The organism is Acidimicrobiales bacterium (assembly GCA_036491125.1).
GTDB lineage: Bacteria > Actinomycetota > Acidimicrobiia > Acidimicrobiales > AC-9 > AC-9.
The window spans coordinates 1-20,926 of sequence record DASXCO010000090.1 but is presented as its reverse complement, the minus strand read 5'-3'; the positions used below and the strand labels follow the sequence as shown (position 1 = coordinate 20,926).

23 protein-coding genes are annotated in these 20,926 nt (G+C 71.7%); 15 read left to right on the top strand and 8 right to left on the bottom strand.

The window, feature by feature from the left end; genetic code table 11:
* A partial coding sequence (locus VGF64_07665) for a hypothetical protein (protein HEY1634617.1) occupies window positions 1-204 on the top strand: 204 nt, incomplete at its 5' end.
* A gap of 67 nt (window positions 205-271) precedes the next feature.
* Here VGF64_07665 and VGF64_07660 read toward each other — a convergent pair.
* From VGF64_07660 to VGF64_07645, 4 genes are read right to left on the bottom strand one after another with little or no spacing between them, the layout of a single operon-like run.
* Window positions 272-1,723, bottom strand: a complete 1,452-nt coding sequence (locus tag VGF64_07660) for an FGGY-family carbohydrate kinase (protein ID HEY1634616.1) — start codon at window positions 1,721-1,723, stop codon at window positions 272-274.
* Window positions 1,720-2,157, bottom strand: a complete 438-nt coding sequence (locus VGF64_07655; protein HEY1634615.1) for a hypothetical protein — start codon at window positions 2,155-2,157, stop codon at window positions 1,720-1,722. The genes VGF64_07660 and VGF64_07655 overlap by 4 nt, the downstream gene beginning before the upstream one ends.
* Window positions 2,148-3,656, bottom strand: coding sequence for an FAD-binding oxidoreductase (locus tag VGF64_07650; GenBank protein ID HEY1634614.1), 1,509 nt, complete (start codon window positions 3,654-3,656; stop codon window positions 2,148-2,150). Before VGF64_07650 ends, VGF64_07655 begins: the two co-directional genes overlap by 10 nt.
* A gap of 2 nt (window positions 3,657-3,658) precedes the next feature.
* Entirely contained in the window at window positions 3,659-5,494 is a 1,836-nt protein-coding gene (locus VGF64_07645) for a glycerol-3-phosphate dehydrogenase/oxidase (GenBank protein HEY1634613.1), read from the bottom strand.
* Window positions 5,495-5,583: 89 nt separating this feature from the next.
* On the opposite strand from VGF64_07645, the gene VGF64_07640 reads away from it, so the two are divergent.
* The 3 genes from VGF64_07640 to trpD all read left to right on the top strand — a co-directional run bounded on the left by VGF64_07640 (window position 5,584) and on the right by trpD (window position 8,180).
* The gene (locus VGF64_07640; GenBank protein HEY1634612.1) at window positions 5,584-5,814 is read left to right on the top strand and encodes a WhiB family transcriptional regulator; all 231 of its coding nucleotides are present in this window, start codon (window positions 5,584-5,586) and stop codon (window positions 5,812-5,814) included.
* 90 nt (window positions 5,815-5,904) lie between these two features.
* On the top strand, window positions 5,905-7,080 hold the full coding sequence (locus VGF64_07635) for an acyl-CoA dehydrogenase family protein (GenBank protein ID HEY1634611.1): 1,176 nt from the start codon (window positions 5,905-5,907) through the stop codon (window positions 7,078-7,080).
* On the top strand, window positions 7,071-8,180 hold the full coding sequence (gene trpD, locus VGF64_07630; protein ID HEY1634610.1) for an anthranilate phosphoribosyltransferase: 1,110 nt from the start codon (window positions 7,071-7,073) through the stop codon (window positions 8,178-8,180). Before VGF64_07635 ends, trpD begins: the two co-directional genes overlap by 10 nt.
* 28 nt (window positions 8,181-8,208) lie before the next feature.
* On the opposite strand, the gene VGF64_07625 is transcribed toward trpD, so the two are convergent.
* On the bottom strand, window positions 8,209-8,595 hold the full coding sequence (locus VGF64_07625; protein ID HEY1634609.1) for an Lrp/AsnC ligand binding domain-containing protein: 387 nt from the start codon (window positions 8,593-8,595) through the stop codon (window positions 8,209-8,211).
* Window positions 8,596-8,598: 3 nt separating this feature from the next.
* Between VGF64_07625 and VGF64_07620 the strand changes: the two genes are divergently transcribed.
* Both VGF64_07620 and VGF64_07615 read left to right on the top strand, forming a co-directional pair.
* Window positions 8,599-9,648, top strand: coding sequence for an ATP-binding cassette domain-containing protein (locus VGF64_07620; GenBank protein ID HEY1634608.1), 1,050 nt, complete (start codon window positions 8,599-8,601; stop codon window positions 9,646-9,648).
* Window positions 9,645-10,514 carry an ABC transporter permease gene (locus VGF64_07615; protein ID HEY1634607.1) on the top strand — a complete coding sequence of 290 codons (870 nt, stop codon included), beginning with the start codon at window positions 9,645-9,647 and terminating at the stop codon, window positions 10,512-10,514. Before VGF64_07620 ends, VGF64_07615 begins: the two co-directional genes overlap by 4 nt.
* Before the next feature lie 24 nt (window positions 10,515-10,538).
* On the opposite strand, the gene VGF64_07610 is transcribed toward VGF64_07615, so the two are convergent.
* Complete coding sequence (locus VGF64_07610) at window positions 10,539-12,065, bottom strand: DUF885 family protein (protein ID HEY1634606.1); 1,527 nt, start codon at window positions 12,063-12,065, stop codon at window positions 10,539-10,541.
* A gap of 24 nt (window positions 12,066-12,089) precedes the next feature.
* Between VGF64_07610 and VGF64_07605 the strand changes: the two genes are divergently transcribed.
* Together VGF64_07605 and VGF64_07600 are read left to right on the top strand one after the other, a co-directional pair.
* Entirely contained in the window at window positions 12,090-12,305 is a 216-nt protein-coding gene (locus VGF64_07605; GenBank protein ID HEY1634605.1) for a hypothetical protein, read from the top strand.
* A gap of 122 nt (window positions 12,306-12,427) precedes the next feature.
* Window positions 12,428-13,699 carry an NYN domain-containing protein gene (locus VGF64_07600; protein HEY1634604.1) on the top strand — a complete coding sequence of 424 codons (1,272 nt, stop codon included), beginning with the start codon at window positions 12,428-12,430 and terminating at the stop codon, window positions 13,697-13,699.
* A gap of 7 nt (window positions 13,700-13,706) precedes the next feature.
* On the opposite strand, the gene VGF64_07595 is transcribed toward VGF64_07600, so the two are convergent.
* A complete protein-coding gene (locus tag VGF64_07595; GenBank protein ID HEY1634603.1) occupies window positions 13,707-13,904 on the bottom strand; it encodes a hypothetical protein in 198 nt (65 codons plus the stop codon).
* Between the two features lie 135 nt (window positions 13,905-14,039).
* Here VGF64_07595 and queG point away from each other — a divergent pair, with 135 nt between their 5' ends.
* The 7 genes from queG (at window position 14,040) to VGF64_07560 (ending at window position 20,710) form a co-directional block, all read left to right on the top strand.
* Window positions 14,040-15,182, top strand: a complete 1,143-nt coding sequence (queG, locus tag VGF64_07590) for a tRNA epoxyqueuosine(34) reductase QueG (GenBank protein HEY1634602.1) — start codon at window positions 14,040-14,042, stop codon at window positions 15,180-15,182.
* Between the two features lie 19 nt (window positions 15,183-15,201).
* Window positions 15,202-16,329: a glycosyltransferase family 4 protein gene (locus tag VGF64_07585; protein ID HEY1634601.1), complete on the top strand. Its 1,128-nt coding sequence runs from the start codon at window positions 15,202-15,204 to the stop codon at window positions 16,327-16,329.
* Window positions 16,330-16,410: 81 nt separating this feature from the next.
* Window positions 16,411-16,854 (top strand): SRPBCC family protein, encoded by a 444-nt coding sequence (locus VGF64_07580; protein ID HEY1634600.1) that lies wholly within the window; start codon window positions 16,411-16,413, stop codon window positions 16,852-16,854.
* Entirely contained in the window at window positions 16,854-18,110 is a 1,257-nt protein-coding gene (locus tag VGF64_07575) for an ArsA family ATPase (protein HEY1634599.1), read from the top strand. Before VGF64_07580 ends, VGF64_07575 begins: the two co-directional genes overlap by 1 nt.
* Window positions 18,107-18,316: a hypothetical protein gene (locus VGF64_07570; GenBank protein HEY1634598.1), complete on the top strand. Its 210-nt coding sequence runs from the start codon at window positions 18,107-18,109 to the stop codon at window positions 18,314-18,316. The genes VGF64_07575 and VGF64_07570 overlap by 4 nt, the downstream gene beginning before the upstream one ends.
* A gap of 53 nt (window positions 18,317-18,369) precedes the next feature.
* The gene (locus VGF64_07565; protein ID HEY1634597.1) at window positions 18,370-19,482 is read left to right on the top strand and encodes a hypothetical protein; all 1,113 of its coding nucleotides are present in this window, start codon (window positions 18,370-18,372) and stop codon (window positions 19,480-19,482) included.
* 55 nt (window positions 19,483-19,537) lie between these two features.
* Complete coding sequence (locus VGF64_07560) at window positions 19,538-20,710, top strand: aminotransferase class I/II-fold pyridoxal phosphate-dependent enzyme (protein ID HEY1634596.1); 1,173 nt, start codon at window positions 19,538-19,540, stop codon at window positions 20,708-20,710.
* A 9-nt stretch (window positions 20,711-20,719) separates the two neighbouring features.
* Here the strand turns inward: VGF64_07560 and VGF64_07555 are convergent.
* The coding region (locus VGF64_07555) for a hypothetical protein (GenBank protein HEY1634595.1) at window positions 20,720-20,926 on the bottom strand (207 nt) is incomplete at its 5' end.

Below are 20,926 nucleotides of genomic sequence, written 5' to 3'. Positions count from 1 at the left end.
GTCGGCCTGCTGGTGCTCGACGAGGTCTTCGGGCCCCTCGACGAGGATCGCAAGGAGCGCATGCTGTTGGCCCTGGAACGCCTGCGGGGGAGGTTCCGACAGGTCGTGGTCGTCACCCACGCCAGCGACATCAAGGAGCAGCTCCCCTCGGCCGTGGAGGTCGTCAAGCTGCCCGGCCGGCGGGCGACGGCCCACCTGATCTGACAAGCCACTCGGCAGCTTTCGGCAGTAGGTGGAATGCGCGGACAGTGTCGGGGCGTCCGCCGGGCAGTCAGAAGTCGAGACCGGACAGCTCCGGCACCGTGCGCAGCGACCGTTGGCGGGCCGCCCGCCACCGGTCGCGGTCGACCACCCGTGCCGGCTCGACGACGCGCGCCGGCGACCAGCGGGCGGCGAGCTCGTCCTCGTCCGCCCAGGTCCCCAGAGCCAGCCCGGCCAGGTAGGCGGCTCCAAGAGTCGTCGCCTCGAGCACCGGAGACACCTCGACCGGGCGAGCGGCGGCGTCGGCGAGGGCCTGGACGAAGGTGGCGTTGGCGCTCATGCCCCCGTCGACCCTGAGCGAGCCGATGGTCGTGTCGCCGTCGGCCTCGGCCGCCTCGACCAGGTCGGCGCCCCGGTGGGCGACGCCCTCCAGCACGGCCCGCACGAGCTCGGCCCGCCCCGTGCCCCGGGTGACACCGACGAGCGTGCCGCGGGCACCGAAGTCCCAGACCGGGGTGCCCAGGCCCAGCAAGGCGGGGACGAACCAGACGTCGCCGGTATCTGGGCAGCCGGCGGCCACCCCGTCGGACTCCTCAGCCGTGGCGATGAGCCCCAGGTCGTCGCGCAGCCACTCCACCGCGGTGCCGGCCGACAACATGATGGCCTCGAGCCCCCACGTGGTCCGGCCCTGGCGTCGCCAGGCGACGATCGGGAAGGTTCCCTCCGGGCCCCGAGCCTCGAAGGTCGGGCGCTCGGGCCCCACACAAAGGTCGAGCATGCCGCCGGTACCGAAGGTGATTTTCGCCAGGCCGGGGCGGGTGGCGCCCTGGCCCACCAGCGAGGCCTGTTGGTCTCCGGCCATCCCGGCGATCGGCGGGGACCCCGGCAGCGCCGCCGCCTCGCCAACGACGCCCGACGAGTCGACGATGGTCGGCAGCGCTTCTTCCGGGATGCGCAGGGCCTCGAGCACGTGGGGGGCCCAGCCCGAGGCGTCGGCGTGCAGCAGCCCGGTGAGGCCCGCATTGGTCGCGTCGATGACGTGCAGCCGACCAGCCGACAGCGTCCACGCCATCCACGAGTCGACCGTGCCCACGCAGAGGTCGGCCACGCGGTCGGGATCGGCCAGGTCGAGCAGCATCGCCGCCTTGGTGGCGGAGACATTGGGCGCCAGCCGGATGCCCTGGCTCTGGAGGGCCAGACACATGCCGACCGTGCGCAGGTCCTGCCACCCGATCCCGGGACCTACGGGCTTGCCGGTAGCGCGGTCCCACACGATGGTGGAGGCCCGCTGGTTGGCGATCCCGACCCCGTCCACCGCGTCGCCCGGACCCAGCGCATCGAGCACCTCCAAGGCGACGGCCAGGGCGGCATCGGCCATCTCCCGGGCGTCGAACTCGACGAAGCCAGGGGCGGGCGACGTCGGCAGCACCGAGCGATAACGGACGTGCTCGACCGCGCCGTCAGGCCGTACTGCCGCGGCCCGCACCCCGCTGGTGCCCACGTCGACGACGAGGAGGCTCACGACCCCGAGCCGCTCCGGCGGCCGGCCTGGTGGTTCCTCACCCGCATGCCCACGTAGCCACCGGCGACGCCCATCGACACACAGACCACGGCGAGGAGGACGAAGGCGGCCCCGACGTCCGCGGGCAGCCCGGAGCCGTCCACCAGGCGCCGCACGATGGCGACGACGGCCACCACGACGAAGGCGAGCGCAGCGGCGGCGACACTGTGGCCGATGGCCGTCTCGGGTCGGCGGGCCCCGGCGATCCCTCCGCCGATCACGAACGCGGCCACCACTGCCAGCGCGCCCACGACCCAGATCGACGACTCCTCGCCGGCGAGGTCGTCGCCCTTCGCCGCCTCAATGGCCAGCACAGCCGGGAGTGCCACCACGAGGATGGCCAGCGCCGCGCCGCCCACCGTGCTGGCCTCGAGCGACGGTCGGGTCAGGGCCATACCGCGCCACCGAACGGCGAGGGCAGCCCGAGCTTGCCCGGGTTGAGGATGCCATGGGGATCCACGGCCGCCTTGAGGTCCACGAGCGTCGCGAAGGCGGGACCCAGGGCGGGGGCGAGGAACCGGGCACGGTTGAGGCCCACCCCGTGGTGGTGGCTGATGGCGCCGCCCCGGGCGGTCGTGGCATCCATCACCGCCTGCCAGGCCTCGGCGTAATAGGCCTCCGCCCAGGCGAGATCGTCAGGCTCGGGACCCTGCCCGGCGAAGGTGAAGTAGATGCAGGCGCCGTCGCTGTAGGCGTGGGACTGGTGGGCGGAGGCGGCCAGCGTCCCGTCCATGGCCCTGAGCCGGGACACCGCGTCCTCGTAGATCGGAAGGAGCGCCGACCACTGCGCCGCGATCTCGATCGTGTCGACCACGATGTGACGACGAGAGAGGGCTGCGAGGGCGGACACGTCGTTGCGGTGCTCGAGCCAGCGCTCGACGAGTGACGGGTCGAGGGGCTGGGCGGCGCTGCATTCCTGGGTCACCACCTCGATGGTCGCCTCGATGAGGACGTGGTCTCCCTCGTCCAGCACCACGAGCACGCAGGTGTCGTCGGCACCGAAGGTGCGGGCGGACTCCGCCTCGTCGTAGAGACGGAGCACCGCGGGCGTCGCCCCGCGTCGCAGCGTGCGCCGGCACGCCTCGAGGCCCTCGGCGAACGAGCCGAAGCCGAAGGCCAGACGCCGGTCCTCCGCGGGGACGGGATGGACGCGCAGTCGGCTTCCCGTGATGATCCCCATCGTGCCCTCGCTGCCGACGAACAGCTGGGTCAGGTCTGGCCCGACGGCGGCGCGAGGCCACCCGCCGGTGTGCACGACGCTGCCGTCGGCCAGGGCGACGTCGAGGCCGACCACCATGTCCTCGATCTTGCCGTACCTCGTCGAGTACTGACCGGCGGACCGGCAGGCCAGCCAGCCTCCGACGGTCGACAGCTCCATCGACTGGGGCCAATGCCCGAGCGTGACGCCGTGGCTCGAGCGGAGCTCGTCCTCGAGGTCCGTGCCGAAGGTGCCCGCGCCCACGTCGGCGACCAACGAGACGTCGTCGACCGCGTGCACACCGCTCAGGGCGCACAGGTCGAGGCTCACGCCGCCGAAGACGGGCAGGCTGGCGCCGCACACCCCGCTGCGACCGGCGACCGGTGTCACCGGCACCCGGGCCTCGTCGCACAGCGCCAGCACGGCCGAGACCTGGGCGCTGTCGCTCGGACGGGCGACGGCTGCGGGGCGGGCGGGCACCGTGCCCGCTGTGGCCCACAGGATCGACAGCGGCCACCAGTCCCGGCCCGCGTCCACGCGCGACGCGTCGTCCGTGTCGACCTGGCGACACACCGCCCGCAGCCGGTCGAGCAGCCCACCGTCGACCTCGACCCCATTGTCCGCGAAGCGGTAGCGGAGTCCCGACGGTGGCGCGTCGATGTGGATCGGCGAGACGGGCGCGGCCCGACCGGCCACGGTCAGGCGCCCTGGCGGCCGGCGTGATGGCGGGACAGCCGGGCCGCGGCGCGGTCGCCGTCCACCGCCTGCCGAAAGGCGGTCACCTGGTGCTCGGTCTCGGCCGGGGTCCAGCCCAGGTCAGGGGCGAGGAGATCTGCCACGTCGGCCGCGGCGTCAGCGGTCGCGTCCTGGTCGTGCAGGGTGGCCCGGGTGCGGCGGCTGAGCACGTCCTCGAGGGTGTGGGCCATCTCGTAGCGCGCCGCGTACACCGCCTCGGCCCGGAGGTAGGGCGATCCCTCCACCAGCGGCTCGCCCATGGCCGGGTCGGCGTGCACCATGGCGAGCACGGCGCGGGCCTCGCCTCCATAGCGCCCGACCAGGTGGTCGACGACGGCCTCGTCGACCCCGAGCCGCGCCGAAGCCCCATCTTGGCGGAGCTCGGCGGTGCCGGCGGCGCCTCGTAGTGGCATCGACCGCGTCGGGCTCCGTTGCCGCCCCCGGCCGAGCAGCCGGACGACCTCGTCGACGGTGTCGGCCGCCATCCTGCGGTAGGTGGTGAGCTTGCCGCCCGTGACGCTGACGACGCCCGAGGGCGAGACCGTGACCTGGTGGCGGCGGGACAGGTCGGCGGTGCGAGCTCGTCGCGACCCCCGTCCCCCGGGATCGGCGAGCAGAGGCCTCAGTCCGGCCCACACGCTGGTGACGTCTGCCGGTGTGAGCGGTCGAGTCACCCAGGAGTTGACGGCCTCGAGCACGTACTCGACATCCTCTGGCTCACAGCGAGGGTCGTCGAGTGGCCCCGAGTAGTCGGTGTCGGTCGTCCCGATGTAGACCTCGTTGCCCCACGGCACGACGAACACCGAGCGCCGGTCACGGGACACCGGGAGCACGGCGGCGATGTCGCACGGCAGCTTGTCCCGGCTGACCGAGACATGCACGCCCTTGGCGGGACGGATGGAGTGTGGATCGTGGCCCTCGTCGAGGGCACGGACATGGTCCGCCCACACGCCGGTGGCGTTCACGACAACCGCGGCCCGGACCTCGACGGGACCCGCACCATCGACGTCCAGGCGGGCGCCGCGGATCCCTCCGTCGTCCTTGAGGAGGGCCGTGACCGGGGCGTAGTTGGCCGCCACCGCCCCGTGGTCGAGGACCGCCGTGCGGGCGATGGCGAGCGTGAGGCGGGCATCGTCGGTCCGGGCGTCGTAGTAGATGAACCCGGCGACGAGTCGATCGGTACGCAGCGTCGGGACGTGGGCAAGGGCTTCCTCGACGCCGATGCGGCGGTGCCGGCGACCGATCCTGAGCCCCCCGGTCAGGTCGTAGAGCCAGAGCGCACTCGAGTAGGCGCGCGACACGGCCTGGTTGACGACGCCGTCCGATCCGAACAGGGGAATGAGGAAGGGCAGGGGCGAGACGAGGTGCGGGGCGTTTCGCAGGAGCCGCTGGCGCTCGGCCAGGTTCTCGTAGACCAGTCGCACCTCGCGCTGCTGGAGATAGCGCAGGCCGCCATGAACCAGCTTGGAGGACTTCGAAGACGTGCCACCGGCGAAGTCGGCCCGCTCGACGAGGGCGGTCTTCAGTCCCCGGGCGGCGGCGTCGAGGGCCACGCCGGCTCCGGTGACGCCCCCGCCCACGACGAGCACGTCAAAGGGTTCGTCACCCAGTCGATCAAGGGCGTGGGCCCGATCGAAGCGGGTCGGCGGCGACGGAGTGGGGGAGGCGGCCATCAGGATCCGGCCCCGAGCTTGCCATAGCGCCCGCCGACCGAGCGTCGCACCGAGGCAGGGATCGGCGCCCGGCGCCCCGAAATAGTGGACTCCTGCTCCGATGTTGTTAGATACTCGGAGTCCCACGGCTGGGGCCCCGTGGATCGCCTGAGTAAGTCCGGTGAAGCGCGGGTAACAGCATGGTGTAGACCCCACAGCGGAGGATTAGTCCCCAGATGAAACACTCCTGGCGTCAGCATGCTGCCTGCCGGGGCATTGACCCAGACGTCTTCTATCCGGCCTCTGACGAGGAGGCCGAGGAGGCGAAGGCGATCTGCGGCATCTGTCCGGTGCGGCAACCGTGCCTCGAGCACGCCCTGGCGAGTCGCGAGCGAGACGGCGTGTGGGGCGGCGCCACCGAGCGCGAGCGGCGCCGGATCATCCGCCACCGGCGCAAGACGGCATAGTCGGTCGGGGACGCACCCGGCCGGGGAGGCCGGTCCGGCGAGGCAGGCGGCCCGGGCTCGGAGTGCCGGGCCCCTCGGTAGCCTCTCGCCATGGACTTCGAGCTCTCGGACGAGCTGACCGAGCTACAGGCCAGCGTGCGGCGTCTGTCTCAGGACAAGGTACGGCCTCGGGCTCGCGAGATCGACGACACCGGCGAGTACCCGCAGGATCTCTTCGAGGTGTTCGCCGCCGCCGGGCTGCTGGGCCTGTGCATCCCGGCTGAGCTCGGCGGCTCCGGCGCGGGGATCACCGGTCTGACCGTCGCCATCGAGGAGGTGGCCAAGTACTCCAACACGGCCGCCCTGATGCTGCTCCTGACCAGGTTGCCGACCGGCCCCGTCCTCATCGCCGGATCCGACGATCAGCGGCGCCGGTACCTTCCCGGCATCGCCGACGGCAGTCGTCGCGCCGCCTTCGGGCTCTCCGAGCCGCAGGCGGGCAGCGACGTGATGGGGATGCGCACCCGGGCGGTTCCCGATCCGGCCCGCGCCGGCGGGTGGGTCCTCGACGGCGTCAAGTGCTGGATGTCCGGCGTCGCCGAGGCCGACTGGTACACGGTGTTCGCCAAGACCGGCGACGTGACCAGTCGGCGCCACGACTCGATCACCGCCTTCATCGTCGAGCGAGGGTGGGACGGCGTCGATGTCGGCCGCCGAGACCGCAAGATGGGTCTGCGCGGCATCGATACCGGCGAGCTGCTCCTTGACGGTGCGCGCGTGCCGGCGGAGAACGTGATCGGCGAGGTGGGCGGCTTTCGTCTGGCCATGCTCGGACTCAACGCCATGCGCCCCATCGTGGCGGCCCGAGGCATCGGCCTGGCCGAGGGGGCGCTCATGTACGCCACCGAGTACGTGCAGGGTCGGGAGGCGTTCGGCACCACGGTCGGCAGCTTCCAGGGCGTCCAGTGGGAGATCGCCAAGCTGGCGACCGAGATCGAGGCTGCCCGCCTGCTCACCTATCGGGCGGCGTGGCTGGCGGACCGGGGCCAGTTCACCAAGGAGTGGGTGCCGTACCTGTCGATGGCGAAGTACCACGCCACCGAGCTCGCCGTGCGGGCGTCAGGGCTCGCGGTGCAGCTCCTCGGCGCGGCCGGGTACATGAAGGACCACCTGACCGAGCTCTATTACCGGGACGCGCGACAGCTCACGATCGTGGAGGGCACGTCGGAGGTCCAGCTGGGCCTCATCGCCCGTGGTGTGCTGGAGCGCGACCTGTGGTGGGACTGAGGGCCACGGTGCCGAGTGCGGGCGAGCCGAGCATCCGGGAACCGAGCGCCCTAGAAGGGATCGGGGGCTGGCCCGCCGTGCTGGGCCGCCTCATGGCCCGCGAGGACCTCAGCGCCGACGAGGCTGCCGCCGCGCTTGGCGACATCCTCGTCGGCGGGGCGACGCCCGCCCAGGTGGCGGCGTTCGTGACCGCCCTGCGCATCAAGGGCGAGACGGTGGAGGAGATGGCTGGCCTCGTCCGGGCCATGCTCGAGTTGGCCGAACCGCTGGTGGTGCCGGGCAAGCTCGTCGACACTTGCGGCACCGGCGGGGACCGCAGCCAGAGCATCAACGTGTCGACCCTGGCCGCCTTCGTCGTGGCCGGGGCCGGTGCCCGCGTCTGCAAGCATGGCGGCCGCGCCGCCTCCTCCGCCAGCGGCTCGGCGGACGTGCTCGAAGCCCTCGGTGTGGTGATCGATCTGGGACCCGACGGCGTGCGCCGGTGCGTCGAGGAGGCGGGCATGGGATTTTGCTTCGCCCCACGGTTCCACCCGGCCATGCGTCACGCCATACCGGTGCGACGCGAGCTGGGCGTGCCCACGGTGTTCAACTTCCTGGGGCCGCTCGCCAACCCGGCCCGGGCTCGATTCCAGGTGGTCGGGGTCAGCGACCCGCGCATGGCCGAGAAGATGCTCGGCGTGCTGCAGGCCAACGGGGCCAGGCGGGCCATGATCGTCTACGGCCACGACGGCCTCGACGAGCTGTCGACGACCGGTGCCTCCAGCGTGCTGGACCTCACCGTCGACGACAGGGGCACGGCCGAGGTGCGCGCCGATGTCGTCGACCCGTCGGCGCTCGGGCTGGCCCGGTGCGACCTCGGGTCGCTGCGCGGCGGCGCCGCGGCCGACAACGCGGCCGCGGTCAGACGGGTCCTCGACGGCGCGCGGGGGCCCCATCGCGACATCACCATCCTCAACGCGGCGGCGGCGTTGGTCGTGGCGGGGCTGGCGGAGGATCTCCAGGTCGGCGTCGACCAGGCTGCCGCCGTCATCGACGACGGCCGGGCGGCAGGTGTGCTGTCTCGTCTGGTCGAGGTCTCGACGGCTGCGGCCCAGGGATGAGGTGGGCGCGCCTCAGGGCGGCCGCGCTTCAGGCGGGACCGAGGTCCCACATGGCTTCGAGGTCGTGGCGGCTGTAGGACTTGAACGCCACCATCGTGCTGGTGCCGCGGATACCGCCGAGGGCGGCGATCCGTCGGGTCACCACCTCGGCCAGGTCCTCGTGACGGCGGACGCGGATGATCGCCACCAGGTCGGCGTCGTCGCTGGCCACCGAGTAGACCTCGGCGACACCGTCGACGTCGGCCAGGGCCTCGGCCAGCTCGGCGACCTGGGCCAGCTCGGCTTCGATGAGAACGAATGCGTGCACCACGGCAGTGGAGCGTAACTGCTGCTCGGCGCGCCTTCCGTGCCGGACCGCCACGACCGTTCCCGCGCCTCTGAGGCGGCCGACGGGCCTGATCGGGGTATCGTTCATCTCTTGACCACGACCCGTTCACCTTCTGATGTCGCGCCCTCGCAAGGGGCGGCGCCCGGCGACGGGAACGGGTCGCTGGCCGTCCAGGTCGACGGTCTCGAGAAGCGCTACGGGGACATCCAGGCCGTGGACGGGGTGAGCTTCGGGGTGGCCCAGGGCGAGACCTTCGGCTTCCTCGGGCCCAACGGGGCGGGCAAGTCGACGACGATCTCGATGCTCTGCACCCTCGCCCGGCCGACGGGCGGAAGGGCCATGGTGGCCGGCTACGACGTCGTCAGGCAGCGAGCGGACGTGCGGCGGCGCATCGGCCTCGTCTTCCAGGACACGACACTCGACGACTATCTCACGGCGACGGAGAACCTCATGTTTCACGCCGAGCTCTACGGCGTGGAACGGATCGGCCTCGATGGTCGGCTCCAGCAGGTGCTGGAGATGGTGGGCCTCTGGGAACGGCGTGGCGGCCTCGTCCGCACCTACTCAGGCGGGATGAAGCGGCGGCTGGAGATCGCCAGGGGGCTGATGCACTCGCCGCGGGTGCTGTTTCTCGACGAGCCGACGGTGGGCCTCGACCCGCAGACCCGTAGTCACATCTGGAGTTACATCAACCAGCTGCGGCGCCAGGAGGACATCACCATCTTCCTCACGACCCACTACATGGACGAAGCCGAGCATTGTGATCGCATCGCCATCATCGACGGCGGCCGCATCGTGGTGATCGACACGCCCGAAGCCCTGAAGGCGCGGGTCGGCAAGGACCGGGTCGAGGTGCGCACGGACGACGACGTGGCGGCGATGCGGGGACTGCTGGACGAGTTCGGGCTGGAGGCCACCCTGAGCGAGGGGGCCGTCACGTTCCACGTGGCGGCTGGAGAGGAGTTCGTGCCTCGGCTCTTCGCCGAGCTAAGGGTCCCCATCCGCTCGGTCCGGGTGTCCCGCCCCACCCTCGACGACGTCTTCATGGCGCACACCGGTCGGACCATCCGCGATGCCGAGTCTTCGTCGTCGGAGCGTAACGCAGCCTCGCCGTGGATGAGGGCGGCGCGCCGGCGATGACGACCACCGTCGCGCCCGACGTCGCATCCGTCCGCCTGGCGGGGGGTGCCTGGCGGGACGAGCTGCGGGCGGCGCGGATGGTCTGGCGGCGGGAGATCATCCGCTTCAGGCGCAACCGGCTACGCATCTTGACGTCCCTGGCCCAGCCGGTCCTGTTCCTGTTCGTGCTGGGCACCGGGCTGTCGACGATCGTCCGAGGGGGTCCTGCCACCTCGGGCTCGAACTTCCGGACGTTCATCTTCCCCGGCATCGTCGCCATGACGGTCCTCTTCTCGGCCATTTTCTCGGCGGTGTCGATCGTGTGGGACCGGGAGTTCGGGTTCCTGCGGGAGATGCTGGTCGCTCCGATCCGGCGCTCGTCGCTGGTGGTGGGCAAGTGCGCGGGCGGGGCCACGGTTGCGACGCTTCAGGCCCTGATCATCCTCGTGCTGTCTCCGCTGGTGGGCATACCGTTCTCGGCCCCGCTGCTGCTGATCCTGGTGGGCGAGATGGTCCTGATGGCGGTGGCTCTGACGGCGGTGGGCATGGTCATGGCCGCACGGATGCAGCAGGTGGAGTCGTTTCAGGTCGTGATGCAGTTCGTCGTGCTGCCCATGTTCTTCCTGTCGGGGGCGATGTTCCCTCTCACCGGGCTCCCGCAGTGGCTCACCGTGCTGACCCGGCTCGATCCGTTGAGCTACGCGGTCGACCCCATGCGCCGGGCGGTGTTCGCCCACAGCTCGTCGGCGTCGCACTTCGCCTCACTCAGCCCGGGACTCAGCTGGTTCGGGTGGCGGCTGCCGGTGGGGATCGAGCTCGGCGTCGTCCTTCTCATCGGTGTGGTGGCACTGGGTGTCGCCATCGTGCAGTTCTCCCGGCCCGACTGACCGGGAGGGACCGACCCCGCAGCGTCAGCGTGCTCCGAGGGCGTCGCCGATGAGCCCGAGAGGCGGGGCACCCAGGCCGAGCAGCGCCTCGTGGAAGCGCCGGTGGCGGTACCGCCGTCCCCACCGGGTCCTGGCCTCCTCCTGGAGAGCCCTGATCTCGAGCTTGCCCCACGTGTAGCAGCCGTAGGTGGGATCGAAGCCGGCCCGCTCCGCTTCGCTGCGGGCCGCCGGTCCACGAAGGAACGCGTCCTCCTCGAATCGGTGGACCGCGTCCTCGAGGCTCAGCTCACCGGTATGGATGCCGATGGCGACGGCGAGCCGGGTGATGCGCACCAGCGCTTCGACCTGGACCCCGATGGCGAATCGTGGATCCTCGGCGCGGAAGCCCTCGTCGAGGACGAGCTCCTCGGCGTAGTGGGCCCAGCCCTCGACGAAGGCGGACGAGAACAGGATGCGGCGGACATCGCCGTCGAGCTTGCGCAGCATGCGTCCGTGGGCGTAGTGGCCGGGCGTGACCTCGTGCACGGTGATGGCGGGCAAGGTGGTCCGGCTGAACACCGACAGCCACTCGGCCTGGTCTTCGGCGGGCCAGGACGGATCGGGTGGGTTGACGTAGTACCAGGCGGGCGCGTCGGCCTCGAACGGCGCTGTCCACGACATCATCGCCATGGCCCATCGCCGAGAAGGCGGCGCCGGCCCCACGCGGCACTCGCCACCGGGGTCGCCGAGTAGGTCGCGGTCGACGACGAAGGCGGTCGCCTCGGCGATCAGCGCTCGGGCCTCGGCTTCGATGCCCTCGGGACCGGCGTGGTCGGCGCCCAGCTCGGCGAGGAGCTCGGCGGGCCGGGCGCCGGGGCGATGTCGGTCGCAGGCGTCGTCGAGCAGACGGCGGACGCGGTCCCGCTCGGCGTCGGCTCGGACGGCCAGGCGCCCGAGATCGACCGGGATTCCCTCGGGGTCCCCCATGAGACGGGCGAGGCCGGGGCCGCCGATGGCGACCTCGGGATCGCCGCGGTCGCCGATCGCCTCGAGGTGCTGCACGAGTCGTGCGTGGGCCCTCCTGGCCCTCTCGAGCTCCTCACGGTCGGCGCTCGGACCCGAGGGCCCCGCCTCCAGCGCCGCACCGAGGCCTCTGGCGACCGGTACCAGGGAGCGGGCGACCGGGGCCGGGACTCGGTCGAGCGACTCGATGGCACCGTCCACCGCGTCGGGCCACAAAGCCACGTGACGCCGCCTGGCGTCATGGCGCTCCTCGGGCGGGGCGTACTCGCGGTCGTAAGTGGCCAGGTCGAGATTGGCGATGTGGATCAGCGGGTTGCGGCGATGCTCCTCGACCACGCCGAGCGCGGTGCGCACCCCTTCCTCGGTGGTGCGGAGGTGGGCCTCGTCGTGAGCATTCGGATCGGTCGGGCCCTGCCCCAGCCGGGCCAAGACCGCGGTCACCCCACTCGGGGAGAGGTCCTGCACCTGCCCGTCGTACTCGTGCAGCCCGGCGTACTCACGCACCTCGGGCATCAGCAGCTCGCAGAGCGCTCGCAGCCTGGGGTTCATCGGGCCGACGGTAGTCTGAGCGCCGTGGATGCTCCCCGCTATCGGTGTGATGACTGCGGCAACGTGACCCGGTTCGACGTGGTGTCGACCCGCCGGACCCGGGCGTTCCACCACTACAGCGTTGGTGGTGACCTCACGGTCGAGGACGAGCAGCTCTTGTCCCACGAAGTGGAGGAGGTGTCGTGTCGGTGGTGCGGCACGGGCCGCGCCGTCCAGGTGCTGCGAGAGAGCGAGGTCTGACGGCTCGGCCCTCCGGGCCAGCCTCGTCTTCGGGCCGGCCTCCCGGGCCAGCCTCGTCTTCGGGCCGGCCTCCCGGGCCAGCCTCGTCCTCGGGCAGGCCTGCCGGGCCGGCGGATGGCACCGTGCTTCGCCCGGCCCTGGAGCTGGCCTGGGCCGTGGCTCGGGCCGGCGAGCAGCTCGAGCCGCGCGTCGCCGCCCCCCGGACGATGAGGCCTCTGCTGGGATTCGCCCGACTGCCGGCACGCGCCCTGGACGTGGTGCGGCGGGCGGTGGACGAGGACGCGGCCTTTCGGGACCGCGTCACCGTCGCGGCCGAGGAGGTCGACCTGAGCCGACCGGCCTGGCTGTTCCTCGTCCGACCGGAGGGGTGGGCGGCCGAGCTCGACGAGCTGCAGGCCGCGGCGCAAGCCGAGATCGAGGACCGCCAGGGGGGCCAGGACGAGCGGGAGGGGCGCCGTAGGGTGCGTGCCGCCGAGGCGTCAGCCCGGCGGGTCGAGGAAGCGCTCGCCCGTGAGCGAGAACGGGCCGTGCGGACCACCGAGGAGCTTCGGGCCGAGCGTCGCTCGCGCCGAGCGGTGGAGGACGATGCCTCCGCCGCCCGTCGGTTGGCCGACTCACTGACGGACGAACAGACGAGGACGCGTCGGGCGCTCGAAGCGGCGACCGCCGAGCTGGCCCGCCTGCGACCCGCGGTGAGCTCGGGACCCGACCTCGAGACCCTCGCCCGTGAGATCGCGCAGGCGGCCGAGGCCGCATCCTCGCTCGCCTCCCGGCTGCGCTCGGCCGCCGCCGCGCTCGGCCCTTCGATCCCGCGTGATCCGGAGGAGGCTCCGCCCGAGGTCGCGCCGGACGCTGTCGCGCCGCAGCCGTCGCCGCCTCCCCGACCTCGGTCCCGTCCTCGGTCGTCGGGTCCCGGGAAGGGGCGTCGCCGCCTCCGACGTCCGGCGCCGCTGCCGCCGGGCATGCGTGACGACTCCCCAGAAGCCGCCGAGCACCTGGTGCGGCTGACCGGGACCGTGCTCGTCGTCGACGGCTACAACGCCTCCCTTGCCTGGCGTCCGTCGCTGCCCATCAGCGAGCAGCGGCGCCGCCTCGTCGACGCCCTGGAGGAGATGGCGACGAGGACCCGATCCGATGTCCACGTCGTCTTCGACGGAGTCGAGCCGGCGCAGCCCGCGACGTCGGCGGGGGCCCGGCGGCTGGTGCGCGCCCGGTTCTCCCCACCCGACGTCGAGGCCGACGACATCGTCGTCGGCCTCGTCGACGAACTGCCCGCCGATCGGCCGGTGGTGGTCGCATCGAACGACCGGGCCGTCCGGGAGGATGCCGAGCGCCGGGGCGCCAACGTCATCTCTGTCAGCCAGCTCATGGCCGTCCTGCGGCGGGAGCACTGAGCGAGCCTCAGCCCGCCCGGGTGTGACGAAGCTGGGGCACCAGCCCGACGGCGCCCAGCATGCGGACGGCGCGGACCTCCTCGGCGTCGATGACGACGGCGTCGTCGGGCGCCCGGTCCAGGATGAAGCTGACCACGCAGTCCTGGCATGCGGCGGTGTCGAGCATGGAGCAGTCGGCGCAGCTGATCGTGATCGAATCGCTCATGACGCGCATGGTGGCACCGGGGTGTATCAACGGCCGGCGGCGGGGTTGGGGTCCCCGCCGTTTGGAGGAGGGCGGGGACGGGGCTCCGCCCCGGGCGGCGAAGCCGCCGGGGCAGAGCGGTGCCAGCATGGGGTCGTGGTCCGCCGTGCCCTGGCTCTCGCCGACCTGCGCCCGCTGGCGGACGAGCTCTCGTCCCTGGGCCGGGCGTCGGGGCTGGACTCCGTCGGCATCAGCGGCGCTGAGCCGTTCGGGTCCACCCGCCGGCACCTCGAGGATCGCAAGGCGGCGGGGCTGCACGGGGGCATGCACTTCACCTACGGCGACCCCGGTCGTGCCACCGATCCCGGTCGCGTTGTCCCCGGAGCTCGTGCGCTAGTGGTGGGCGCCCGTTCGTATCGGCGGGCGCCACCGAACAGCACTCCCGGCCCTGGAGCCTTCGGCCGGGTGGCCCGCTACTCCTGGAGCGACCACTACGAGCCGTTGCGGGCCGCCCTGGGCGTCGTGGCCCGGCGACTCGAGGCTGGCGGATGGCAGGCGCGGGTGCTGGTCGACGACAACGCCATGGTCGACCGGGCGGCGGCCCACCGGGCGGGCCTGGGGTGGTACGGGAAGAACACGGTCCTCCTGCTGCCGGGGAGAGGGTCGTGGTTCGTCCTGGGCTCGGTGGTGACCGACGCGCCCCTTCCACCCACACGGGCGGCCGGCGGTGGGACCTGTGGGACCTGCGCCCGGTGCCTGGCCGCGTGTCCGACGGGTGCCCTGGTGGAACCGGGTGTCCTCGACGCCAGGCGCTGCCTGGCCTGGCTGCTCCAGGCGCCCGGGACGTTCCCGATCGAGCTCCGAACGGCCCTCGGGGGCCGCATCTACGGGTGCGACGACTGCCAGGAGGTGTGTCCGCCCAACCGCAGCGAGGATCGGCATCACCCTCCGCCGCCTGCGGACGAGGGCGACGAGCCCTGGGTCGAGCTGGTCTGGCTCCTCGGGTCCAGCGACGCAGAGCTGCTGTCCCAGCTGGGGCGTTGGTACATCCCGCGGCGCCAGCCTCGCTACCTTCGCCGCAATGCCCTGGTCGCGTTGGGCAACGTCGGCGACGGGCGCGACCGCCGGGTCGCCCGGGCGCTTCGCGACGCGCTGGCCCACCCGGACCCGCTCGTGCGGGCCCACGCCGTGTGGGCCGCCGCCCGCCTGGGTCGCCGGGACCTGGCCGCTGATCTCGCCGCATCGGAGACCGACGCCGAGGTGCTGACCGAGCTCACGGGCGCCGGGCTCGCCGGGTGACCGCAGCCTGGCTCGACAAGTGAGGCACCTCCTCGTCACCAACGACTTCCCGCCCAAGGTGGGAGGTATCCAGTCGTACCTGTGGGAGCTGTGGCGCCGGCTCCCGGCCGACTCGTTCTCGGTGCTCACGATCGATCACCCCGAGAGCAGCGGCTTCGACGCCGCCCAGGCCTTCGACATCCAGCGGTTGGCGACCCGGATGTTGCTGCCGTCGCCTGGCCTGGCACGCCACATCGGGCGTTGCTGCGAGCAGACCGGCGCCCGGCTCGTCGTGCTCGACCCCGCCCTCCCGGTGGGTCTGGTCGGTCCCTCGCTGGACCTGCCCTACGCGCTGGTCCTCCACGGAGCCGAGGTCACGGTGCCCAGTCGGCTGCTCCCCGCACGCCCGGTGCTGGCCCGGGTCTTGCGGGAGGCCGCTGCCGTCATCGCCGCCGGCCGCTATCCGGAGGCGCAGGGCCGGCGGGCCGCGGGCCGTCGCATGCCGCCAGTGACCGTCATCCCGCCCGGGGTCGACGCCGAACGCTTTCGACCCCTCGACGATCGGGAGCGGACGAGGGCCCGGGCGGAGCTGGGCCTGCCGCCGGAGGGGCGGCTGGTCCTCAGCGTGAGCCGCCTGGTTCCGCGCAAGGGCATGGACGTGCTCATCGAGGCGGCATCCCGCCTCTCGGGCTCCCGACCGGATCTCAGCGTCGCCATCGCCGGCACCGGTCGGGACCGGAGCCGGCTCGAGCGGCGTATCGCGGGCACCGCCGCCCCCGTTCGACTGCTGGGCCGCGTCCCCGACGAGGTGCTCCCACGCCTCTACGGCTGCGCCGACGTGTTCGCCATGCTCTGTCGGGATCGCTGGGCCGGGCTCGAGCAAGAGGGATTCGGGATCGTGTTCCTCGAGGCGGCGGCGTGCGGGGTGCCCCAGGTGGCGGGGGACAGCGGGGGGGCGGCCGAGGCAGTGGTCGACGGCGCCACGGGCCTCGTCGTCCGCCACCCTGGCGATGTCGACGAGGTAACGGCATCGCTGGCGGGGCTTCTCGACGACGAGGGGCTCCGTCGCCGTCTGGGTCGAGCCGCCCGGGCCCGCGCCGAGTCGAGCTTCGACTACGACACCCTGGCCGCCCGACTGGACATCGCGCTGGGAAAGCTCGCCCACTGATGGTTGCTACGCTGCCCTACTCGTGCAACGACCACTATCGCGATCCTCGTCCCTAGCCCCGTGCTGGGCAACGGTGTGACGGTGGCTGAGCTGGCCACCGAGCGGATGATCATGCGGGCGTCACCCGAGCACTGCTACGAGGTCGTGACCGACTTCGAGCGCTACCTCGAGTGGGCCTCCGATATCAAGCAGGTCGAGGTCGTCGAGCGGGAGACGGACGGCCGCCCGGCTGCGGTGGCCTTTCGGGCTGCCGCGTTCGGCCGGAGCACCAGCTACACCCTCGCCTACGACTATGCCGCGGCACCGGGCGAGCTGACGTGGGTGCAGACTCAGGGTGACCTCACCTCCCGGCTGGACGGGGCGTATGTGTTCGAGCCGACCGGAGATGGTGACACCGAGGTCGTCTACCGCCTCGTGGTCGAGCTGAAGGTCCCCATCCCCGGCTTCGTCAAGCGAAGGGCCGAAGGGCGCATCATGCACACGGCCCTGAAGAACCTCAAGGCCAGGGTCGAGACCAACCAGTGATGTCGCCTTCGGGAAGGGTCCTGCTCTTCACGGGCAAGGGGGGCGTGGGCAAGACCACCGTGGCGGCCGCGACCGCCTTGCGGTGCGCCGACGCCGGCGCTCGCACGCTCGTGTTGTCGACCGACCCCGCGCACTCGCTGTCCGACTCCTTCGAGCGGCCCCTCGGACCTCGGCCGACGCCGATCGAGGGCAACCTCTCCGGCCAGCAGCTCGAGCCCACCGAACGCTTCGCCGAGGTATGGGCCGACGTCCAGGAGTGGCTGATGGCCGTGCTCGACTGGGCCGGGATGGACGCCCTGGAGGCCGAGGAGCTGTCAATCGTGCCGGGGCTCGAGGAGATCTTCGCCCTGGCCGACATCAAGGATCACGCCAGCTCGGGGCGCTGGGACGTCATCGTGGTCGACTGCGGGCCGACGGCTGAGACGATCCGGCTCCTGTCGCTGCCCGACGTGCTCGAGTGGTACATGGCGCGGGTCTTTCCCGTCGAGCGAACCCTGACGAGAGTCGTGCGCCCTTTCATGCGCCGGGTGACCTCGCTGCCGGTCGCCAGCGACGAGGTCTTCGATGCGGTCCGGCGCTTCTACGACCGTCTCGAGGGTGTCCGCGGCCTGCTGACCGACGCCGAGGTGACGAGCGTACGGCTGGTCGTCAACCCCGAGCGGATGGTGATAGCCGAAGCCCGGCGTACGGCCACCTACCTCTCCCTGTTCGGTTACCGGGTCGACGCCGTGGTGGCCAACCGCCTGTTGCCCGAGGCCGTGTCCGATCCCTGGTTCACGGCGTGGAAGGAGGCACACGCCGACCACCTGGCCACCATAGAGACGGGATTCGCGCCGCTACCGGTGCTGCGCGCCGAGCTCGCTGCCGAAGAGCTGGTAGGCGTGGATCGGCTGCGGGGCTTTGCCGACATCCTGTACTCCGACCGGCACCCGGCGGCCGTCCTCCACCGGGGCCGGACGATGAGCATCGAGCGTCGAGGATCGTCGCACGTGCTGGGGCTGTCATTGCCCTTCGCTGATCGCCACGCCGTCGAGCTCGGTCGACGCGACGGGGAGCTCCTGGTACGGGTCGGTTCGTATCGACGGGCTGTCGCCCTGCCCGACTCGCTGCGCCGGAGGGAGGTCACCGGGGCGACGATGGACGACGGTTGGCTGGAGATCGGCTTCGAGATGGCGGCCGACGGTTCGGACGGATCCGCCGGGGTCGACGGATCGAGGGGCAGCGAGCACGGCGAGGTGCAGGTGGAGGCGCTGTGAACGAGGATCGAGCCCGCGACGTGTTCGAGCACCTGCAGACCGCGGCGCTGGAGATGATCGCCGCAGCGCGTGCCGCGCTCGACGTGGCCGAGGAGATGGTGAAGGACGCACCGTCGGCCGCAGGAGCGCTGGGCGGTCTGGCCGAGGCCGGCCGGCGGGGTCCCCGACCGGACTCGCACCGGGTGCAGCGGATCGACGTGTCCTAGAGCCACGCCCGCCCCGGCGGCGTAGCATCGGATCAGCCGAACCGGGAGGTCTAGTGGTTGTGCTGACCAAGGACACCATTCGCATCCTGGCGGCCTTCCAGAGCCCCGGTGCGCCTGTCGTCTCGCTCTACCTCGACGTGGACGGCCGTCGGCGCCCGCGACCCCAGGAGTACGAGCGCCAGCTCGACCGCATGGTCCGCGAGGCCCTCAGCTCCTCGAACGGGGGGCAGCCCGCGGCCAGGGACCTCGAGCGGATCGCGGCCCACGTCCGTCGAGGGCTGGACCGCTCGCGGGTGCGCGGGCTGGCGCTGTTCTCGTGTGAGGCGGGGGGCTTGTGGGAGGCCCTCGAGCTGCCGATGCCGGTGTGCGATCAGCTTGTGGTCAACCGGAGCCCCCAGGTGGGCCAGCTGGAGCGACTGAGCGAGGAGCACGAGCGGTTCGCGGTCCTGCTGGCTGACCGGCAACGCGCCCGGGTGCTCGTCATCGAGATGGGCGAGGTCACCGACGGCGAAGCTCTGTTCGACGAGCTCCCCCGACACGAGGACGACGGGGGCGAATGGGACAAAGACCACGTGCACGGGCACCAGGCGGTCGCCGCCCAGCACCACCTTCGCCGGGCCGGGCAGCTTGCCTTCTCCGTCTTCAAGGGCAGGGGCTACGACCACCTCATCCTGAGCGGCCCCGAGGAGGTCCTCGCCGAGCTCGAGCGGGAGCTCCACTCGTACCTGCGTGACCGGATCGTGGCCCGACTCTCGATACCGACCACAGTCGGCGACGAGGAGGTGCGCCAGGCGGTGCTGCGGGTCGAGGAGCAGGTCGAGCGCGGCCGGGAGACTGCCCTGCTCGTGGCCCTCCGGGATGGCGTCGGCACCGGGACCGCCGTGGCCGGGCTCGGACCGGTCCTCGGCGCCATCCTCGAGCGTCGGGTGGAGACCCTGCTCGTCTCCGCCGGATTCCAGACCGAGGGTTGGCGCTGCCCCCGTTGCGCCGCGCTGGCCGAGCGGGGCCGCACCTGTCCCGTCTGCTCGGCGAAGATGGACCGGGTGGACGACGTGGTCGAAGAGGCGGTGGCGGACGGGGTGCTGCGCTCCAGTCGGGTGGTCACCTGCGTGGACAGCGCCGACCTGGACGTGATGGGCAGGATCGGCGCCCTGCTGCGCTACTGAGCTTCGGTACTGAGAATCCCGGTCGTCTGGGGCGGCAGGGCGGTACCGTCTTCGTATGGAGTTTCGCCGGATCAAGGGCCTGCCCCCCTACGTCTTCAGCCAGATCGACAGCCTCAAGAGGGATGCGCGTCACGCCGGGGACGACGTCATCGACCTCGGATTCGGCAACCCTGACATCCCGTCGCCCGATGTCGCCGTCGAGAAGCTGGCCGAGGCGGTGCACAACCCCCGCAACCACCGCTATTCGGCGAGCCGCGGCATCCCCAAGCTTCGTCTGGCCATCTCCAACCTGTACCTCCGCCGCTTCGGCGTGGAGGTCGACCCCGAGACGGAGGTGGTCACCACCATCGGCGCCAAGGAGGGACTGTCCCACCTGATGTGGGTCCTCATCGGTCCAGGCGACACCGCCCTGGTGCCGTCGCCGTCGTATCCCATCCACATCTACGCACCGCTGTTCACGGGAGCCGACATCCGCCAGGTGCGCATGGGCCCCGAGGAGGACTTCTTCGAGAACGTCATGGACGTGTGGGAATCGACCTGGCCCAAGCCCCGGGTCATCGTGCTGTCTTTTCCCCACAACCCGACGACAGCGTGCGTGGATCTCGGCTGGATGTCGCGGTTGGTGGACTTCGCACGCGAGCACGAGGTCGTGCTCGTCCACGACTTCGCCTACTCCGACACGTACTACGACGGGTGCGTGCCGCCGTCCATCCTCCAGGTGCCGGGAGCCAAGGAGGTGTCGGTCGAGCTGTACACGCTCACGAAGTCCTTCTCCATGGCGGGCTGGAGAGTGGCCTTCATGGTCGGCAACCCAGAGATCGTGGCCGCGCTGACCAAGCTCAAGAGCTACCTGGACTACGGGACCTTCCAGCCCATCCAGATCGCCGCCATCGTGGCCATGAACGAGGCCTCCTCCTATCCCAAGGTCGTCAACGAGATCTACCTGGGACGCCGCGACGCGCTGTGCGACGGCCTGTCGCGCATGGGGTGGGACGTGCCCAAGCCCAAGGGCACGATGTTCGTCTGGGCGCCGATCCCGGAGCCTTACCGCGAGATGGGCTCGCTGGAGTTCTCCAAGTTCCTCGTGTCGGAGGCGAAGGTGGCCACCTCACCGGGCGTGGGGTTCGGGCCGGGAGGCGACGCCCACGTCCGCTTCGCCCTCATCGAGAACGAGCAGCGCATCGGCCAGGCCGTGCGCAGCCTGCGCAAGTCGCTGACCAAGCTCTAGGGCGTCTGCTCAGCTGAGGCCGGCGGGAGCGGGCTCCGGCAGCCCGCACAGGCCGTCGAGACAGAAGGCGACCGCTGCGTCGGCCACGTCGTCGGGGGCGTCTCCGTGCTCGAAGATGAGCACCCGTGCCAGCTGGTTGGTGACGCCGAGGATCGCGTAAGTGAGCACGGTCGGATCGGTGTCGCGTATCCGTCCGGCCCCGATGCCCTCCTTGAC